The following is an 18242-nucleotide window of genomic DNA, read 5'->3' on the forward strand; positions in this document are numbered from 1 at the left end:
TCATGCAGATCCTCGACGCCGTTGACGCGGCTTCCCTCCGCTCGGACATCCCCGAGTTCTTCCCCGGCGACACCGTCAAGGTGCACGTCAACATCACCGAGGGCAGCCGCTCTCGTATCCAGGTCTTCCAGGGCGTCGTCATCGGCCGCCAGGGCGACAGCGTCCGTGAGACCTTCACGGTCCGCAAGATCAGCTTCCAGGTGGGCGTCGAGCGCACCTTCCCCGTGCACTCCCCGGTGATCGACCACATCGAGGTCGTCACGCGAGGCGACGTGCGTCGCGCGAAGCTCTACTACCTCCGCCAGCTGCGTGGCAAGAAGGCGAAGATCAAGGAGAAGCGCGACCGCTGAGTCGTGGCATCTCCACAGCACCCCGGGACACGATGTCCCGGGGTGCTGTGTTTTCCCACCGGTGTGCGAACCTTGTTATTGCCGCCCACGCGCGGAGCACCATTCTCGAAGGAACCTGATGACGACTGACACTCCGGCGGCCCCCACCTCCAGGCGGCGCCGCGGAATCCTCGTCTTCCTCCGGGATGTGCTCGTGATCGTCCTGATCGCAGCCGTGGTCTCCTTCGTGGTGAAGACGTTCGTCGTGCGGTCGTTCTACATCCCCTCCGCCTCCATGGAGCGCACCCTGCTCATCGACGACCGGATCCTGGTCGACGAGCTCACTCCGCGGTGGACCGGGTACGAGCGCGGCGACGTCGTGGTGTTCAAGGATCCCGGTGGCTGGCTCGACGCGGTCCCGCAGAAGCCGGCCGGTCCTCCGCTCGCGGAAGCTGTCGATTGGGTGCTCACCTTCGTCGGGATCTCGGCGTCCGACACCCAGGACCACCTCGTCAAGCGCGTGATCGGGCTGCCGGGCGATCATGTGGTCTGCTGCAATGCGCTCGGACAGATCACGATCAACGGCGCACCGATCGATGAGCTCGGCTACCTGAATCTGCCGGACGGCGACACGGCGGCGTCCAACGAACCCTTCGACGTCGTGGTGCCGGAGGGGTCGGTCTGGCTCCTCGGCGACAATCGCGATCGGTCGCGAGACGCGCGGGCGCATCAGGACCTGCCCGGCGGCGGTTTCGTGCCCGAGACGAACATCGTCGGGAAGGCGTTCCTGACGACCTGGCCCCTCGACAGGCTGGGCGCGATCGACGGACACCACCAGAGCTTCAACGGAGTACCGGATCCGGAATGACGGTCATCACCCCCACACTCGTCCTCGAGCGCAGACTGCTCAAGGAGTGCGACCTGATCATCTCGCTCGACGAGGTCGGGAGGGGCGCGCTGGCAGGCCCCGTCGCGGTGGGGGCAGCGGTGATGGATTCCGCCGGAGCGCGTCGCCGGGTACCCGAGGGGCTCCGCGACTCCAAGCTGGTCGTCGAGAAGCGGCGCCCGGACGTGGCCGCGCGGGCAGCGGCCTGGGTGCAGTCATCCGCCGTCGGGTGGGCCAGCGCCGCGGAGGTCGATGAGGTCGGCATCATGCGCGCGCTCGGTCTCGCCGCCTCGCGTGCGGTGCTGGCAGTCGTGGCACAGGGAGTCTCGACGGCAGGCGCCGTCGTGCTCCTGGACGGAAACCACGACTATCTCTCGGCGGTGCATCCGAGCGACCTCCGCGTACGGCCCGTCGTGAAGGCGGATCGGGACTGCGCCTCCGTGTCGGCCGCGTCGGTGATCGCGAAGGTCGCGCGCGACACCCACATGGCGGAGCTGCACCCGGATCACCCCGACTACCAGTGGGACAGGAACAAGGGATACGCCAGTCTGGAGCACCGGACCGCGATCAGGGAGCGCGGTCTCTCGCCATTCCACCGTGCCTCCTGGGCCATCGCCGAGGCGCCGACGCTCTTCTGAATGCGGCTTCTCCGTCCCGCGACTCTAGGATGGAGTCATCATGGATGAGGAAGCCTTCGACGACTACGACCGCGAGCTCGAACTGGCACTGTTCCGGGAGTATCGGGACGTGGTGTCGCAGTTCCAGTACGTCGTCGAGACCGAGCGTCGGTTCTACCTCGCGAACGAGGTCAACGTCGTGCGACGCGACACCGAACACGACTTCTACTTCGAGATCTCGATGAGCGATGTGTGGGTGTGGGACATCTACCGTGCCGATCGCTTCGTCAAGGCCGTCCGGGTGCTGACCTTCAAGGACGTCAACGTCGAGGAACTGCAGCGCCGCGAGTTCGAGTTGCCGCAGGAGCTCTCCCTCGACGGAGAGTGAACCACCTCTCGCCTCTCGGTCCCGACTTCTCTCCACAAGCCGCGGCTGTAGCGGGTTGTCCGCATCCTGCGGGCGAGCCGCCGATCGTGGATCACGACGGACAGGCGTTCCCGCGATGCTGAGGGCATGGCAGCAAAGGACCGACTCGGCCGCGCCGGAGAAGAGCGCGCGGCACGCTATCTGACATCACGGGGTTACGTGGTGATCGATCGCAACTGGCGATGCGGGCAGGGGGAGATCGACATCGTCGCCACGCGCGGCGACCACCTCTCGATCATCGAGGTCAAGACACGACGGAGCGCGGCCTTCGGCCACCCCTTCGAAGCCGTCGACGAACGCAAGCGACGACGGCTCTGGGGCCTGGCATACGCCTGGCGCGACACGCACAGGGAGCTGGCGGGCACCCGCGTGCTCCGCGTCGAGGTGATCGGTATCACGGGGCCGAATCCCGCTTCGGCCGTGATCGAGCACCTCGAGGACCTCGAATGACCACTGCGCGGACATGGGCGGTCGCCCTCACCGGCGTCGACGGACACATGGTGGAGGTCGAGGCCGATCTCTCGAATCAGACTCCCGAATTCCGCATCATCGGTCTGCCCGACAAATCACTGGGAGAAGCGGTGCAGCGCGTGCACAACGCCTGCAAGAACTCCGGGCTCGACCTGCCGCGGCGGCGACTGACGGTGAACCTCTCTCCCGCGAGCCTGCCGAAGCAGGGGTCCGGTTTCGACCTGTCGATCGCCGTGTCGACACTCGCCGCCGGGGGAGCGCTCAGCGTCCGTGCCATTCGCGACACGGTGCACATCGGCGAACTCGGGCTGGATGGTCGGCTGCGACCTGTGCCGGGCGTGCTGCCGGCGGTGTTCGCGGCCGCGCGCGCGGGCTTCGAGAGGGTCATCGTCCCGCGGGCGAATGAGGAGGAAGCGCAGCTCGTCCCGGGGATGGACGTGCGTGCTGCGGCGTCCCTGGCCGAGGTCGCCGTCTGGCACGGCGCGGACGTCGAGGTCCCGGATGTCGAGGCCGTGGCCGTGTCCGGGAAGCGGGACGCGGAAGCCGCGCTCGAGGCACTCGATCTCGCGGACGTCGTGGGCCAGGAGGACGCGGTGGAGGCGCTGATCGCCGCGGCCGCCGGCGGACATCACATGTTGCTGAGCGGGCCGCCCGGCGCGGGGAAGACCATGCTGGCGCGCCGGCTTCCGGGAATCCTGCCGCGACTGACGGACGAGGAGGCGCTGGAGGTCGCGGCGGTGCGCTCCCTGAGCGGGGGAGCGCCGGTGCGCCTCGACTCGGGTCCGCCGCTGGAGTCTCCCCACCACAGCACATCGGTCGCCGCCCTGGTCGGCGGCGGATCCCGCGTCGCGCGGCCGGGGGCGATCGCTCGGGCGCACCGCGGTGTGCTCTTCCTCGACGAGGCCGCGGAGTTCTCGCGCGTCGCGCTGGACGCCTTGCGGCAGCCGCTCGAGCACGGTTCCATCGAGGTGCACAGGGCCGGCTTCACCGCGAGGTTTCCTGCGCGCTTCCAGCTTCTGCTCGCCATGAATCCGTGCCCGTGCGGGAACTACGGTGTGCGTGGCGCGGCGTGCGTCTGTCCTCCGATGGCCATCCGACGGTACGCGACCCGACTGTCCGGTCCGCTCCGGGACCGCGTCGACATCGATCTGCAGGTCGCGCGTGTGGCGGCGGGCACAGCCACGGCGGGAGCTCCGGCGCGCACCTCGACAGCGGTGGCTGCGGCGCGCGTGCAGGCGGCGAGGGCACGGGCGACGGAGCGTTGGAGGGGCACCCCCTGGCAACGGAACGCCGAGGTCCCCGGTGCATGTCTTCGGCAAGGTGCCTTCCGCCTCGGGGCCGGCGACCGGGCCCCGCTGGATCGTGCGCTCGAGCGCGGCCTGCTCACCCTGCGCGGATACGACCGCGTCCTGCGCCTCGCGTGGACGATGGCCGACCTGGCGGAGCGGGAACGACCGGCACTCGCCGACATCGGTCGCGCGCTCCACCTCCGCCGGGGGTGGACACCGTGATCGATCAGCTGCTCGATGACCGCCGGGTCATGCGTGCCGTCCGCGCGGTCCGACCGCAGGAGGACGCGGCGACGGAGGCTGTCGCCCGGGCCGCCTGGAGCGTGATCGCCGAGCCAGGAGACGGTGTCGCAGGTGCTCTGATCGGGGAGATGGGCGCGGCTGAGGCCTTGCAGGTGGCCATGGATGACCGGCTGGCTCGCGGTGAGCTCTCGACTCCGGCGACTGCCCGAGCACACCGCATGCTTCGAGAGGCGAGGGCGCGGTGGCATCCGCGAGCCTCGGTCTCCGCCGTTCAGGAGGCGTTGGATGGCGCAGCGCAGGTGGGTGCGGCACTGGTGATCCCCGGCGACGCGGACTGGCCGTCATCTGTCGACGCTGTGGGGGCGAACGCCCCGAACGCTCTCTGGGTTCGGGGCGACGCGAGCCTGTTGGTGGCAGATCGGCATCTCTCGATGGTCGGGGCCCGGGCGTCGAGCAGCTACGGCGATTTCGTGGCAGCGGAGATCGCGGGCGACCTTGCGGGGTCGGGGATGGTGATCGTGTCAGGCGGTGCGTACGGTGTCGACGGCGCCGCCCACCGTGCCGCACTCGGGGTCGACGGGCGAACCGTGGCCTTCCTGGCGGGAGGCGTGGATCGTCTCTATCCCGCCGGGCACGCGTCCCTGCTGCAGCGCATCGCCGACGTGGGAGCGCTGGTCAGCGAGGTGCCGTGCGGGGCGGCGCCGACGAAGTGGAGGTTCCTCGCGCGGAACCGATTGATCGCCGCGCTCGGCGACGCCACCGTCGTCGTCGAGGCCGGATGGCGGAGTGGCTCCCTCAACACGGCGGGGCACGCAGCGACGTTGGGCCGACCGTTGGGCGCGGTCCCCGGACCCGTGACGTCGGCCGCCTCGGCGGGCTGTCATCGGTTGCTTCGCGAATACGACGCCGTCTGCGTGACCTCGGCTGCCGAAGTGCGGGAGTTGTGCGGCGCTGCCGGGGGGACGAGGGCGACGGGTGGCACGCCGCCGGAGGTCGTGGATCCGCGACGCACACGGCTGCTCGACGCGCTGAGCAGTCGCACGCCGAGCACGGTGCCTGAGCTTGCCCGTCGGTCCGGACTCGACCCGGCCACCGTCTCATCCCTCCTCGGCCTGCTCGATCTGGAAGCGACCGTCGAACGTTCCGGAGACGGATGGCGCCGCAGGCGCGCCGCGCCTGCTCGCTGATGTCGCTACAGCACCAGAGGGCGAAGGGCGGCGAGGCATCGACGTCATCGCAGGGATCAGCGGCATGCTGAAGGGCATGGACCTCGGAACGGCGGCGCGGGACTTCGTCGAGCACCTCGAAAAGGTGCGACGGCTCTCCCCGGCCACGGCAAGGGCCTACCGGTCGGACCTGAGAGACCTCATCGCCGTGGCGGGCAATCCCGAGATCGACGAGGTCGACCTCGAGACGCTTCGGGACTGGCTCTGGAATGCGACCCAGCGCGGTGATGCCCGCTCGACCCTGGCTCGCCGTGCCGCGGCCGCACGCTCCTTCTTCAGCTGGGCTCAGGAGAACGCCCTCATCACGCACGATCCCAGTCTTCGTCTCATCGCGCCCAAACGTGGGCGAACGCTGCCCGTTGTGGCCTCGCTCGATGCCATGAGCGCGGTCCTGGACGCGCAGCACGATGCCGCCGCCTCCGGGGACCCCGTCGCCCTCCGCGACCACGCGGTGCTGGAGCTGCTCTACGGCTCCGGGATCCGAGTCTCCGAGCTGTGCGGATTGGACATCGACGACCTGGATCTCGACCGCGCGACGGCGCGAGTCCTCGGCAAGGGATCGAAGGAGCGGGTCGTGCCCTTCGGCGTGCCGGCGCGCGAGGCCGTCTCCGCCTGGCTCACACGTGGACGCCCCGTCCTCTCGGCGCGAGCGAGCAGTCACAGTCCCGGTGTGTTCCTGGGAGCCCGAGGCGCACGGATCGGGCCGCGCGCGGTCTACGACCTCGTCGCCACGGTGCTCTCTCCCGTCGTCGGGGCGGAGACGGTAGGACCGCATGCCCTCCGCCACACCGCAGCCACGCATCTGCTCGACGGCGGCGCGGACCTGAGAGCGGTGCAGGAGATCCTCGGCCACGCGAGCCTGGGCACGACCCAGATATACACGCACGTGTCGGCGGAACGACTCACCGCGACCTACCGATTGGCGCATCCGCGGGCGTGACCGGCCGCGAGTGCGGGGCGTGCACCCACCCCACGCCACTGTTCCGTCTCCGTCCGGACCCGGCGAGGCGCACGAGCTGATCGGCTGCCGTCACGGCGACTCGCAGCAGGGGAGAAGCACGGCTCTCGGAACCTCTCCGAACAGCACCAGCGGGTTGATGTACGCCCCGTCGAGGCGCACGCCGACGTGCAGCGCACCGGGTGCGGTGTGGCCGCCGGAGCCGACGATACCGATCACCTCCCCGGGAGTCACGGCATCGCCCGGATCATGAGGTGACTCGAGGGGCTCGAAGGTCGTCACGAGCCCGTCGGAGTGAGCGATCGTGAGCACGGGGCGATCGACCACCGTCCCGCGGAACGCGATGACCCCACCGGCGGGCGCGGCCACCGGCGTTCCGACGGGTGCCGCGATGTCGATACCGCGATGGCCGGCCCCGTAGGCGTGAGCGGGCGCTCGGAAGGGCGCGACCACCCGGCGGAGGTCGGCGATCGGCCAGATCCAGGACCCGCCGATGTCGGTGGCATCCGCCGCGACCCCGACGCTCTCGGGTGCCGCGACCGAGGCCGCGGGGAGACCGGCGGCACACACTGCCGTGATGGCGACCGCGACGAGCAGGCGCCGTGTTCGAGGAGAGAGCGACATGGGACAGATCATCGCGTGCGAGCGGTCCCTCGGGGCGCCGCGTCCCGGCGTCCACAGCAGTCGGGGGAGAACGCCGAAGAGACCGGCCCCGTGCAGGATCACTCCTCCGCGTCGTCCTGTATGCTGGACGAGCACCTCGATCTCGGGGTGACTACGCGTGCCCACAGCGACTCCGGTCGTGGCATCCACTCCCTCAGGTCCTTCCTCGCGAAGGCGGGTGTGCGCCGGGCACCAGGAAGTCCGATCCTCCGATCGGCTTGACAACCTCAACGGCGCTCGATGCGCCAGAACCAGGAGACGACCATGGCTGTGGTCACCATCCGCCAGCTGCTCGACAGCGGCGTGCACTTCGGACACCAGACCCGTCGGTGGAACCCGAAGGTGAAGCGCTTCATCCTCACCGAGCGCAGCGGCATCCACATCATCGACCTCCAGCAGTCGCTGGGGTACATCGACAAGGCGTACGACTTCGTCAAGGAGACCGTCGCGCACGGCGGCACCATCCTCTTCGTCGGCACCAAGAAGCAGGCGCAGGAGATCCTCGCCGAGCAGGCCACGCGCGTCGGTCAGCCCTTCGTGAACCAGCGGTGGCTGGGCGGACTCCTCACCAACTTCCAGACGATCTCCAAGCGTCTCGCCCGCATGAAGGAGCTCGAGGAGCTCGACTACGAGGTCCCCGCGAACAGCGGCTTCACCAAGAAGGAACTGCTGCTCAAGAAGCGCGAGCTCGACAAGCTGCACAAGTCGCTCGGTGGTATCCGCAACCTCACCAAGACGCCGTCGGCCATCTGGGTCGTCGACGCCAAGCGTGAGCACCTCGCCATCGACGAGGCCAAGAAGCTCGGCATCCCCGTGATCGGCATCCTCGACACGAACGCCGACCCGGATGACTTCCAGTACCCGATCCCCGGAAACGACGACGCGATCCGCTCGGTCTCGCTGCTGACGCGCATCATCGCCGACGCCGCCGCCGAGGGCCTGCAGCAGAAGCACAACCCCGAGACCGGCGACGCCGAGCCGCTGGCCGACTGGGAGCGCGAGCTTCTCGAGGCTCCGGCCGAGGACGCACCCGCTGCGGAGGCGCCCGCCGCCGACGCTGCGGAGGCCCCCGCTGAGGAGGCTCCTGCCGCTGACGCTGCGGAGGCTCCCGCTGAGGAGGCTCCTGCCGCTGAGGCCGAGGCTCCCGCCGCTGAGGCCGAAGAGGCCCCGGCTGCCGACGCAGACGCCAAGTAATCCCCTCGATCACACACACATCACGAAGCAAGGAGCCACCACACATGGCCAACTTCACCATCGCTGACCTCAAGGCGCTGCGCGAACAGCTCGGCACCGGCATGGTCGACACCAAGAAGGCGCTCGAGGAGGCCGACGGCGACGTCCAGAAGGCCACGGAGATCCTTCGCCTGAAGGGTGCGAAGGGCAACGCCAAGCGCGCTGACCGTTCCACGAGCGAGGGCCTCGTCGTCGCTCGCGAGCAGGATGGCGCCGTGACGCTCATCGAGCTCGCCTGCGAGACGGACTTCGTCGCCAAGAACGCACGCTTCATCACGCTCGCAGAGAAGGTCGCCGACGCGGTCTCCGCTGTGAAGGCCGACTCCGTCGAAGCCGCGCTGGCCGCGACCGCGGGTGACCTGACCGTCGAGCAGCTGATCTCGGAAGAGGCGGCCATCATCGGTGAGAAGGTCGAACTGCGTCGTGCCCGCACGATCTCCGGCGACAACGTCGAGGTCTACCTGCACCGCACGAGCAAGGACCTTCCGCCGCAGATCGGTGTCGTCGTCGCCTACACGGGTGACGACGCCGAGACGGCGCGAAGCATCGCCCAGCACATCTCGTTCGCCAACCCGTCGTACCTCTCGCGGGAAGACGTGCCGGCCGCCGACGTCGAGAAGGAGCGTGAGATCGTCACCGAGATCTCGCGCAACGAGGGGAAGCCGGAAGCGGCTCTCCCGAAGATCGTCGAAGGACGCGTCTCCGCGTTCATCAAGCAGGTCGCCCTGCTCGAGCAGGACTACGCGAAGGACAACAAGCTCTCTGTCGCCCAGGTGGCGAAGGACGCCGGTATCACCGTGACGGACTTCGCGCGCTTCAAGGTCGGCGCGTAGCAGAGTCGGAGGGGTTCGGATCATCGAGATCCGAACCCCTTCTTCATGCCCACAAGGCACTATCTTGAATCGGGACGAGAGGACACCCCTACATGACTGAACGATCAGGACGCCGCCGCGTCCTTCTCAAGCTCTCCGGCGAGGCTTTCGGAGCCGGGCAGCTGGGAGTCAGCCCCGATGTGGTCTCACAGATCGCGCGCGACATCGCCGCAGCGGTCGATCGGGTCGAGGTCGCGATCGTCGTCGGTGGTGGCAACTTCTTCCGGGGTGCCGAACTCAGCCAACGCGGCATGGACCGCGGGCGGGCGGACTACATGGGCATGCTGGGCACCGTCATGAACGCCCTCGCACTGCAGGACTTCCTCGAGCAGGCCGGTGCGGCGACCCGGGTGCAGTCGGCCATCTCCATGACGCAGGTCGCCGAGCCCTACATCCCGCGCCGTGCCGAGCGCCACCTCGAGAAGGGCCGCGTCGTCATCTTCGGCGCCGGCGCCGGGCTTCCGTACTTCTCGACAGACACCGTGGCAGCGCAGCGCGCGCTCGAGATCGGCGCGCACGAGGTGCTGGTGGCCAAGAACGGCGTGGATGCCATTTACACCGCCGACCCCAACAAGCATGCGGACGCAGAGCGGATCGAGCGCGTCACCTACCGAGATGCTCTCCAGCGCGGCCTCAAGGTCGTCGACTCGACCGCATTCAGCCTCTGCATGGACAACAACATGGACATGCGGGTCTTCGGCATGGAGCCCGCAGGCAACGTGACCCGCGCATTGCTCGGCGAGCCCATCGGCACGCTCGTCACCGCCTGAGCGTGTGCGTGGGCGCATCGGCGCGCGCCCGATAGAATTTCAGAACACCCCGACGATAGGAGTCACCGTGATCGCGGATGTCCTCACTGATACCACCTCCCGCATGGCACGGGCGGTCGAGGCCGCCAAGGAGGACTTCTCCACGGTGCGCACCGGTCGCGCCAACCCGCAGCTCTTCCAGAAGGTCCTGGTGGATTACTACGGCACTCCGACGCCGCTCGCGCAGCTCGCCTCCCTGGCGAACCAGGAGGCTCGAACCCTCATCATCACGCCGTACGACAAGTCGGCGCTGAAGGCGATCGAGCAGGCCATCCGCGACATGCCGAATCTCGGAGCGAATCCGACGAACGACGGCAATCTCGTCCGGGTGTCCATGCCGGAACTCACCGCCGAGCGTCGCAAGGAGTACGTGAAGCTCGTCAAGACCAAGGCGGAGGACGCCAAGGTGCACGTCCGCGGAATCCGCCGCAAGGCGAAGGACGAGCTGGACGCGCTCAAGAGCGACATCGGCGAGGACGAGCTCGCGCGCGGTGAGAAGGAGCTCGACGCTCTGACCCGCCAGCACGTCGACCTCATCGACGACGCTCTCAAGCGCAAAGAGGCCGAACTCCTCGAGGTGTAATCGGGATGGCTGACGAGACGCGAGATTCCGAAGGGGGAGTGCCGGCCGACGATGCCGCCGCGCCGCCTTCGGTCGGCGTCCCGCTCGCCGACGCCGCGTTCCCGGCGTTCGACACCGCTATCGTCCCGCCGCGTCCTCCTCTGCCCGCTGCCACGACCGGTGTCACCACCGACGCGCCGGTGAGCGGCGCGGCAGGCGTGGAGGTGCTCGACACCGCTGATCACAATGCGATCCGTGAGCAGTGGCGCGCCGCCCGCGATGAACTCGGGACGCACGTGTCGCACGCGCGGGACCAGCTCGACCAGGCGAACGAGCGCATCAAGGAGCGCACCGGCCGCGACCTCATCCTGGCGATCCTGATCGGTCTGGCCTTCGGCGGAGCGCTGCTGGGATCGTTGCTGTTCATCAAGATCCTCTTCGTTCCCTTCGCTCTCGCCGCGGCACTCCTGGGCGTCTACGAACTGTCCCGCGCCCTGCGCTCGGCAGGCCGTCGCGTCGACGTGGTTCCCCAATTGGTGGCAGCCACGCTGCTCGTCCTCTCCGCCTTCTTCGCGGAGATCTGGCTGTGCTGGGTCATGCTGTTCCTCGCTGTCGCCTTCGTGATCGTCTGGCGCCTGATGGCGCAGATGATCGAGAAGGACGGGCGCACGTACGGCGATGTCCTCGCCGACGCCCTGGTGGGCGGCTTCGTCCAGATCTACGTCCCGTTCCTGGCAGGCATCGCCCTGATCCTGCTGAAGCAGGAGGGCGGGCAATGGTGGGTTCTCGGTTTCATCGCCGTTGCCGTTGCTGCCGACACGGGCGCGTACGCAGCCGGTCTCGCCTTCGGCAAGCATCCGATGGCACCCAAGATCAGCCCGAAGAAGACCTGGGAAGGTTTCGCGGGAGCCGTCGTCGCGTCACTCGCCGCCGGCGTGCTGCTCGCGCTCTTCCTGCTCGAGCTGCCGTGGTGGACAGGGCTCATCTTCGGGGCCTCGATCCTTCTGACGGCGACACTGGGTGATCTCGGCGAGTCGATGCTCAAGCGCGACATCGGCATCAAGGACATGAGCTCCTGGCTCCCGGGTCACGGCGGTCTTCTCGATCGGCTGGACAGCATCCTTCCCTCGACGATCCCTGCCCTGGCCCTCTATCTCCTCTTCTCCCCTTGGATGGTGCTGTGAGCGACGACCGGACGATCGACGAGACGACGGATGGATCGGCGCCGCCCGCGTTCCCCCTCACGACGGGACGGACGCTCGGCTACCACCGCTCGGCGGTCGACACCTTCCTCGCCTCGGCGCGGCGGGAGTTCGAGACCGGAGGCGAGCAGCTCGATGCGACGGACGTGCGCGTCGCCTCGTTCCCCCTCGTGAAAGGGGGGTACGTCGTCGCCGACGTCGACGCGGCCCTCGGACGCGTGGAGGATGCCTTCGCCGCTCGCGAGCGGGAGCGTGTCGTGAGGACACGGGGTGCGGGGGCCTGGGTGGAGAAAGCGCGGGATGATGCGCAGACCATCCTCGATCACCTGGCGCGACCTCGGCGTCAGCGGTTCGCGCGGACCGGGGTGCTGAGCTTCGGCTATCGGCTCGATGAGGTCGATCATGTGGCGACGAGGATCGTGAAGTATCTCCGCGACGGCGACCCGCTGTCGGTGGAGCAGCTGCGTTCGGCAGCTTTCCGGATGCAGCGCGGGGGCTACCGGGAAGAGCAGGTCGATGCGTTGCTGGATGCGACGATCGACGTGATTCTCGCGGTCCGTTGACGCCTCGCATGGCCGTCCCAGGTGGCATTGCGTAGACTGTCGTCCATCGTGAACTCCCGAATCGACAAGACTCCCGAACGACGCGACGCCTCTCTGGTCCCCGCGGAGGCGCTGCGTCCCGCGCGCGGTGGCACCCGCCGGTGGTCCCGGCGCCGCGGCGTGGTGGGCGTTTTCGCCTCCTTCGCGGTCGTCGCCCTCGCCGGTGCGATCGTCGCTCCGACGGGTATCGCGCTGGCCGATCCCGCCCCCGAGGAGTCGCCGGACTCGGCGTACGCCGTGGCACTCGAGGACACCCAGAACCTGACGGTCTCCGTCGAGGGGGCCGCGATCGCGCCCATGGCGCGCGGCAGTTTCGAGGTGTACGTGACCCCCAAGCCGACGCCCACGCCCGAGCCGACATCGGCGGGATCCGAGACGACCGACGGCGGCGACTCCGGGGGAGGCGGTCCTCTCTTCTACAGTGGCGGCGGCGCTCCGGCCGAGTGGATGGCCGCTGCCGGCATCGCAGCGGGTGACCAGGGCTACGTGGACTACATCGTGTCGCGGGAGAGCGGCTGGAACCCCAACGCGACGAACTCCTCGTCGGGCGCGTGCGGCCTCGTGCAGGCTCTGCCGTGCAGCAAGGTCCCGGGCAACGGTTACGACCCGGTGGACAACCTCCGCTGGGCGACCGGGTACGCGACCGGACGATACGGCAGCTGGGCCGGCGCGTACGATTTCTGGATCAACAACCACTGGTGGTGAGCAGGTGCCATGCCTCGCTCACGACGACGACCCCAGGCGCGCCCTGACGCCGACGAGTCCCTGCATCGGCTGATCGCCGGGTGGAAGCGCACGGAGACACGCCGCGGCGCCGAGTGGACTGTCCAGCCGATCTCTGCGGCTCAGGCCCAGAAGGACTACCTCTGCCCGGGCTGCAGCCGACAGGTCTCGGCGGGAACGGCCCATCTCGTGATCTGGCGCGCGGACGGCGTGCTGGGAGACGCGGCCGACCTCGCCGCGCGCAGGCACTGGCACACACACTGTTGGAGGATGGCATGAGCATCGAGATCCGTGGGCCCTTGGAACTGCCGGCGCACCGAGAGGACATCGAGCTCGAGACGGCCGACGGCCTCACACTCGTGGGCGAGCTCGCCGCACCGGAGTCCGGGCGAGCGGTCGCGACGCTCGTGACGCTGCATCCGCTGCCGACTGCGGGCGGGTTCATGGACTCCCACATCCTGCGCAAGGCCTCGGCTCGGCTGCCCGCCCTGGCGGATCTCGCCGTGCTGCGATTCAACACGCGCGGGACGACATCGCCGCGGGGGACGAGCGAGGGGGCCTTCGACGGCGGAGCCTCCGAGCAGTTCGACGTCGCGGCGGCCATGGACTTCGTGCGGGAGCGGGGTCTGCCGGCCCCGTGGCTCGTCGGATGGTCGTTCGGCACCGAACTCGCGCTCAAGTACGGTCGCGAACACGACGTCGCCGGAGTGATCCTGCTCTCGCCTCCGCTGCACCGCGCGACGGCGCAGGACGTCGCCGCCTGGGGCGACACCTCGGTCCCCGTGGTCGTCCTGGTGCCGGAGTTCGACGACTACCTGCGGCCGCCCGAGGCGCGGGAGAGATTCGCCACCATCCCGCACGCGACGCTGGTCGCGGTCGAGGGGGGAAAGCACCTCTGGGTCGGGGAGACGCAGACCCGCAGAGTGCTGACCGAGATCGTCGCGGCCGTCAACCCCGCGGCGCTTCCCCTTGCCACGCACTGGCCGCCGACCGAGTGAGCGGTGCTCTCACCGCTCGTTCATGCGCGGGATCACGACCTGACGGTAGATGATGAGGATGCTGGCGGCGACGGGGATGGCGATCAGCGCTCCCAGGAGCCCGAGCAGGCTGCCACCGGCGAGAGCGGCCACCACGACGACGGCTGCCGGCACCGCCACGGCGCGGCTCATGATGCGGGGTGAGATGACGTACGCCTCGATCTGCATGTAGATCAGGTAGTAGATGCCCGCCGCGAGGGCGGTCTCCGGCGATCCGAGGCCGGGGAGCAGGCAGATGAGCACGATCAGGGTGGACCCGGTCAGCGTCCCGACCAGGGGGATCAACGAGAAGAAGAACGCGATGACGGCCAGCACCGCAGGGAACGGCGCCTGGATGATCGAGAGGTAGATGGCGCTGAGCACGCCGTTGATGACACCGAGGGACACCTGCCCCATCACGTAGTAGCCCACCGAATCCGTGATCTGGTCGGCGAGATCGATGAAGCGCGCGCGCTTGGACGCGGGGGCGAGCTGATACACGGCCCGCTTGAGCGAGGGAGTCGACGCCGTGAGGTAGATCGTGAGGATGAGCACGATGAACGCCCCGAACAGTCCTGCGAGGACCGCGCCACTGACGGCGAGGACACCCTGGCCGATCGATCCGCCGATCGTCGCGAGATTCGTGCGGAGCCAGTCGGCGACGTAGGCGAAGACGTCGTCCACCAGCAGATTGGGGAACGCGTCGACCATCCACTCACGCACGTCTTCGAGGAGCGTGCCACGCAGGGCGATCGTCGTGATCTCGCTGACCAGCTGCGAGATCTGCTGGACCAGGACCGGAAGCACGATCAGGATGATCCCGACGAAGATGGCCAGGACGCCGAGGATGGTCACGAGAACCGCCAGCCACCGGGGGAGTCTGCGCCCCTCGAGGAACGACACGAGCGGATCGAGGCCGAGGCTGAGGAACAGGGCGGTTCCGACGTAGAGGAGCACCGTGGACAGGCTCTGGATGCTGCCGATGAGCAGGATGCCCAGACCGACGCCGAGCGTCGCCACGAGGGCCGTTCGGAACGGGTTGTGGATCTTCATGGTGTGCTCCTCGGGACGGCTGGTTTCAGGCTACCGAGCGGCCGGCCCGCTCGACCCGCGACGTGCCGACGCTCTGCGAGCCGAGGGCGCTCGTGGGCAATACACAGATGATGTCGCTAGTCTGGAATGTCGAGAGTTGTGTCCGGGACGGGAGTCCCGGGTGCGTGAGGAGACTATTCGTGCGTTTCGTATGGGCCGTGGTGGCCTTCGTCCTGGCCGCGGCACTCATCGGAGCCGGGATCGCTCAGCGAACCGTCTTCATGGGTCCTTCCACTCAGCAGACGCGCGTCGAGGTCGAGGAACCCGCTCCCTTCCTGGTCATGGACGGCGATGTGCTGCGGAGCAATCCGGGAGCGCAGACGCTGCTGATCCGAGGAGAGGGCGACATCTTCGCCGCCTACGGACGCACCGCCGACATGCAGGCGTGGCTCTCGGATTCCGACTACAACGAGGTGACCGTCGGTGAGGACGGGGCTCTCGACGTGGAGCACGTCGCAGCGCCCGAGCCGGAGACCGACGGCTCTTCGGACCCGGAGGCGGAGGAATCCGGCTCCGAGGCTCCCGTCGCACGCAACCCCATCGGCTCTGATCTCTGGCTCGACTCGTTCAGCGAGACCGATGCGCTGATAGCCGACAACATCCAGCTTCCCGAGGGCGTGAGCGTGCTCATCGCCTACGACGGGTCACAGAGCGCGCCGGATGACGTCGTCGTGTCCTGGCCGCTCGACAACTCGACCCCCTGGGCGGGGCCGCTTCTGGCCGCGGGCGGAGTGATGCTCCTGATCGGCTTGATCCTCTACGTCCTGGGCATCCGCCATCAGCGCCGAGGGCGCGGGCCGCGACGCAAGGGCCCGGGTCCGCTGCCTGTCACCGAGCCGATCGATCTCGCCGCCCTGCCTCCGGCGGAGCGGGCCGCCATCGGAGCAGGAGAGAGCACCGCGACGGAACGCGCGGCGAGCCCTGACGCTGCAGGCCCCTCGGAGGAGGCGGAGATCGTGGATGAAGACAAGGACCAGGGGACCCAGCGATCGGTCCGAGCCGCTCGACCGCGACGCCGTCGGCTGCTCGCCCTTCCCGCGATGGGGTTCGCGGTGCTCCTCGTCGCCGGGTGCTCCGCCGACTCCTGGCCGCAGCTCGCCGACCCCACGGCGACTCCCTCGCCGACACCGACCGTGATCGCTCCCGATAACCAGAAGCCGCCGGCCGTGACCGAAGCGCAGGCGATGCGCATCCTCAACGACATCTCGGCGACGCTGGTCGAGGCCGACACCAACCTCGACGTCGATCTGGCGGCGACCCGTCTGGACGGGCCGGCCCTGGCGGCCCGGACCACGGAATACGCGTTGCGCACCGCCCTGCCGGACACCGCACCGCCCGCAGCCATTCCCACGGACAAGGTCGAGGTCGTGCTCCCCGAAGCGACCGACCGCTGGCCGCGCACCGTGCTGCTCCTCTCGAAGAGCACGAGCGACGACACCGTTCCGCCCGTGATCCTCACCGCGACCCAGCAGGATCCGTGGTCGACGTACAAGGTCACCAACATGGCCGAGATGTCGGCGGACGTCGCGCTTCCCGATGTTGCCGCGGCCTGGCTCGGCACCTCGCTGGTTCCTGCCGACTCGGCCTTCCTGGCCGTTCCGCCGGCGGAGCTCGCCACCGCGTTCGCGGATGTCGTCGACACCGGCGAGGAGAGCGCGTCCATCGGTCTCTTCGACGAGCAGGCACTCAGTCTCGCCACGTCGATCCGGGACAGCCGACAGGCGGTCGTGCAGACCCTCGCCGACAACGGCGCCGCCGAGACCTCCACCGCGACCTTCGACATGGCACCGACGGACGACGCGCCGGTGTCACTCACGACGCTCGACAGCGGGGCGATCGTCAGCGTGGCGCTCACGGACGTGGAGAAGATCGCTCCGACCTCGGATGATGCGGTGATCCGCTTCGGCGAGAACGCGCAGGCCAAGGCGCTGACCGGAGTCTCCGAATCCGCCAAGGGCGTCGAGACCACGTATGAGTTCCAGCTGTTCTTCTCGGTGCCCGCTCAGGGCTCGTCCGAGCAGATCAGGCTCCTTGCGGTCCGACAGGACCTCGTCTCCGTGAAGGTGATCAAGTGACCGATATCTCTCCCGCCGCTCTCCGTGGAGCCGTCGACCTCTCGAGTCTGCGCAACCGCCCCTCCGCGACAGGTGCCGCCTCCGGCACGGCGCAGGCACCGGCTCCGCGTGCCGGCGATGTCGTGGTCGACGCGACGGACGAGTCGTTCGGCCAGATCCTCGAGATCTCCCGCACCGTCCCCGTGGTCGTCGACCTCTGGGCCGAGTGGTGCGGGCCGTGCAAGCAGCTCAGCCCCATCATCGAGAAGGTGACGCGCGAGTACGGCGGACGGGTGCTGCTGGCGAAGGTCGACGTCGACGCGAACCCCCAGCTCGCCCAGAGCTTCCGGGCACAGTCCATCCCGATGGTCGTCGCTCTCATCGCCGGGCAGCCCGTGCCGATGTTCACGGGCGCCGTGCCGGAGGAACAGGTGCGTCAGGTCTTCGAGCAGCTGCTTCAGGTGGCCGCGCAGAACGGCGTCACCGGCACGCTCCCGACCGGAGACGGCGGCACGGCGACGGAGGCCCCGGAAGAGCCGGAGCTGCCCCCGCTGCACGCCGAAGCGTTCGCGGCCATCGAGAACGGCGACTACGCCACTGCCATCTCGGCGTACGAGAAGGCGCTGGCGGAGAACCCGCGCGACGCGGATGCGATCGCGGGACTCGGACAGGTGCGTCTGCTGCACCGCGTCCAGGGACTGGATCTCCAGGCGGCCCGGGCGGCAGCCGCGTCGGCTCCGCTCGATGTCGGGGCGCAGTTCGACGTCGCCGATCTTGACCTCGCCGGGGGGCATGTCGAAGATGCCTTCGCCCGCCTGCTGGACCTGTTCCCGCAGCTGCCGACGGAGGACCGTGCTCCCGTCCGGGAACGTCTCGTGGAGCTCTTCGGACTGATCGGTGCGACGGATCCGCGCGTCGTCGCCGCGCGGAACCGCCTCACCTCCCTGCTGTTCTGACCCGTCGCCCGA

General features: G+C 68.8%; 21 protein-coding genes. 19 read left to right on the forward strand and 2 right to left on the reverse strand.

Features of this window, described 5'->3' with window-relative positions; translation table 11 throughout:
* The first annotated feature begins 2 nt into the window (after nt 1–2).
* The 8 genes from rplS to ACWA14_RS06950 all read left to right on the forward strand — a co-directional run bounded on the left by rplS (nt 3) and on the right by ACWA14_RS06950 (nt 6428).
* Nucleotides 3–350, forward strand: coding sequence for a 50S ribosomal protein L19 (gene rplS, locus ACWA14_RS06915; protein ID WP_463797085.1), 348 nt, complete (start codon nt 3–5; stop codon nt 348–350).
* A gap of 118 nt (nt 351–468) precedes the next feature.
* Nucleotides 469–1197, forward strand: a complete 729-nt coding sequence (gene lepB / locus ACWA14_RS06920; RefSeq protein WP_463797087.1) for a signal peptidase I — start codon at nt 469–471, stop codon at nt 1195–1197.
* Nucleotides 1194–1853, forward strand: coding sequence for a ribonuclease HII (locus ACWA14_RS06925; RefSeq protein ID WP_463797089.1), 660 nt, complete (start codon nt 1194–1196; stop codon nt 1851–1853). Before lepB ends, ACWA14_RS06925 begins: the two co-directional genes overlap by 4 nt.
* A 40-nt stretch (nt 1854–1893) precedes the next feature.
* Nucleotides 1894–2220: a DUF2469 family protein gene (locus ACWA14_RS06930; RefSeq protein WP_017204525.1), complete on the forward strand. Its 327-nt coding sequence runs from the start codon at nt 1894–1896 to the stop codon at nt 2218–2220.
* A 126-nt stretch (nt 2221–2346) separates the two neighbouring features.
* Nucleotides 2347–2709, forward strand: coding sequence for a YraN family protein (locus ACWA14_RS06935; protein ID WP_463797091.1), 363 nt, complete (start codon nt 2347–2349; stop codon nt 2707–2709).
* On the forward strand, nt 2706–4241 hold the full coding sequence (locus ACWA14_RS06940) for a YifB family Mg chelatase-like AAA ATPase (RefSeq protein WP_463797093.1): 1536 nt from the start codon (nt 2706–2708) through the stop codon (nt 4239–4241). Before ACWA14_RS06935 ends, ACWA14_RS06940 begins: the two co-directional genes overlap by 4 nt.
* Nucleotides 4238–5449, forward strand: a complete 1212-nt coding sequence (dprA, locus tag ACWA14_RS06945; RefSeq protein ID WP_463797095.1) for a DNA-processing protein DprA — start codon at nt 4238–4240, stop codon at nt 5447–5449. The genes ACWA14_RS06940 and dprA overlap by 4 nt, the downstream gene beginning before the upstream one ends.
* Nucleotides 5450–5525: 76 nt before the next feature.
* Nucleotides 5526–6428, forward strand: coding sequence for a tyrosine recombinase XerC (locus ACWA14_RS06950; protein WP_463797384.1), 903 nt, complete (start codon nt 5526–5528; stop codon nt 6426–6428).
* 90 nt (nt 6429–6518) lie between these two features.
* On the opposite strand, the gene ACWA14_RS06955 is transcribed toward ACWA14_RS06950, so the two are convergent.
* A complete protein-coding gene (locus ACWA14_RS06955; protein ID WP_463797097.1) occupies nt 6519–7070 on the reverse strand; it encodes a murein hydrolase activator EnvC family protein in 552 nt (183 codons plus the stop codon).
* A gap of 303 nt (nt 7071–7373) precedes the next feature.
* Between ACWA14_RS06955 and rpsB the strand changes: the two genes are divergently transcribed.
* The 9 genes from rpsB to ACWA14_RS07000 all read left to right on the forward strand — a co-directional run bounded on the left by rpsB (nt 7374) and on the right by ACWA14_RS07000 (nt 14110).
* Nucleotides 7374–8303: a 30S ribosomal protein S2 gene (rpsB, locus tag ACWA14_RS06960; RefSeq protein WP_463797099.1), complete on the forward strand. Its 930-nt coding sequence runs from the start codon at nt 7374–7376 to the stop codon at nt 8301–8303.
* Between the two features lie 44 nt (nt 8304–8347).
* Complete coding sequence (gene tsf / locus ACWA14_RS06965; protein ID WP_463797101.1) at nt 8348–9175, forward strand: translation elongation factor Ts; 828 nt, start codon at nt 8348–8350, stop codon at nt 9173–9175.
* Between the two features lie 92 nt (nt 9176–9267).
* On the forward strand, nt 9268–9984 hold the full coding sequence (pyrH, locus tag ACWA14_RS06970; RefSeq protein ID WP_463797103.1) for a UMP kinase: 717 nt from the start codon (nt 9268–9270) through the stop codon (nt 9982–9984).
* Between the two features lie 67 nt (nt 9985–10051).
* Nucleotides 10052–10606, forward strand: coding sequence for a ribosome recycling factor (frr, locus tag ACWA14_RS06975; protein ID WP_463797107.1), 555 nt, complete (start codon nt 10052–10054; stop codon nt 10604–10606).
* A 5-nt stretch (nt 10607–10611) separates the two neighbouring features.
* Entirely contained in the window at nt 10612–11769 is a 1158-nt protein-coding gene (locus ACWA14_RS06980; RefSeq protein WP_463797108.1) for a phosphatidate cytidylyltransferase, read from the forward strand.
* The gene (locus ACWA14_RS06985; RefSeq protein ID WP_463797110.1) at nt 11766–12350 is read left to right on the forward strand and encodes a DivIVA domain-containing protein; all 585 of its coding nucleotides are present in this window, start codon (nt 11766–11768) and stop codon (nt 12348–12350) included. The genes ACWA14_RS06980 and ACWA14_RS06985 overlap by 4 nt, the downstream gene beginning before the upstream one ends.
* Nucleotides 12351–12398: 48 nt before the next feature.
* Complete coding sequence (locus ACWA14_RS06990) at nt 12399–13094, forward strand: aggregation-promoting factor C-terminal-like domain-containing protein (RefSeq protein ID WP_463797111.1); 696 nt, start codon at nt 12399–12401, stop codon at nt 13092–13094.
* 9 nt (nt 13095–13103) lie between these two features.
* A complete protein-coding gene (locus ACWA14_RS06995) occupies nt 13104–13391 on the forward strand; it encodes a hypothetical protein (RefSeq protein ID WP_463797113.1) in 288 nt (95 codons plus the stop codon).
* Entirely contained in the window at nt 13388–14110 is a 723-nt protein-coding gene (locus ACWA14_RS07000; RefSeq protein WP_463797115.1) for an alpha/beta hydrolase, read from the forward strand. Before ACWA14_RS06995 ends, ACWA14_RS07000 begins: the two co-directional genes overlap by 4 nt.
* A 9-nt stretch (nt 14111–14119) precedes the next feature.
* On the opposite strand, the gene ACWA14_RS07005 is transcribed toward ACWA14_RS07000, so the two are convergent.
* Nucleotides 14120–15181, reverse strand: coding sequence for an AI-2E family transporter (locus ACWA14_RS07005; RefSeq protein WP_463797116.1), 1062 nt, complete (start codon nt 15179–15181; stop codon nt 14120–14122).
* 179 nt (nt 15182–15360) lie between these two features.
* Between ACWA14_RS07005 and ACWA14_RS07010 the strand changes: the two genes are divergently transcribed.
* Nucleotides 15361–17295, forward strand: coding sequence for a DUF8094 domain-containing protein (locus ACWA14_RS07010; protein WP_463797117.1), 1935 nt, complete (start codon nt 15361–15363; stop codon nt 17293–17295).
* Nucleotides 17292–18230, forward strand: coding sequence for a tetratricopeptide repeat protein (locus tag ACWA14_RS07015; RefSeq protein WP_463797118.1), 939 nt, complete (start codon nt 17292–17294; stop codon nt 18228–18230). The genes ACWA14_RS07010 and ACWA14_RS07015 overlap by 4 nt, the downstream gene beginning before the upstream one ends.
* Nucleotides 18231–18242: the final 12 nt, after the last annotated feature.

The organism is Microbacterium sp. TW_SC_2, assembly GCF_055361165.1.